Here is a 518-nt window from a genome sequence, read left to right as displayed (position 1 = left end):
CTCGGTGTGGTTTGGCTGTTGACCCGCCCTTCGCCATCCACTTCTATGGCCTGACGCTGTTTGCCGCCGGCCGTCTGAATAATGGTAGCGTCAACGATGGCAGCGGATGCTTTTTCTACTTTTAAGCCCTTGTCAGTCAGTTGGCGGTTAATCAGATCCAATAGTTCGGCCAAGGTGTTGTCTTGCGCCAGCCAGTTGCGGTAGCGGCATAAGGTACTGTGATCGGGGATGCTCAGTTCGTCAAAACGGCAAAACAGATGGAAATCGATGCGGGTAATGAGGCTGTGTTCGAGTTCGGGATCGGAAAGGCTGTGCCATTGGCCGAGTAGAACGGCTTTGAACATGGATAGCAGGGGATAGGCGGGACGGCCGCGGTGGTCTCGAAGGTAGCGGGTTCTTTGATGGTTGAGGTAATGTTCGATCGGTTGCCAATCAATCACCTGCTCCAGCTTCAACAGGGGGAAGCGATCGATGTATTTGGCAATCATGGCTTGTACGGTTTGCTGAAAGAAGGTGCT

1 protein-coding gene is annotated in these 518 nt (G+C 53.3%); it reads right to left on the bottom strand.

Features of this window, described 5'->3' with window-relative positions; translation table 11 throughout:
* Positions 1 to 518 (bottom strand): transposase (locus Q0X97_RS11820; RefSeq protein WP_302067761.1); only part of this gene is annotated, 518 nt, incomplete at both ends.

The organism is Neisseria sp. MVDL19-042950 (assembly GCF_030504625.1).
Taxonomy (GTDB): Bacteria; Pseudomonadota; Gammaproteobacteria; order Burkholderiales; family Neisseriaceae; genus Neisseria.
This window is presented reverse-complemented; position numbering and strand designations above follow the sequence as displayed.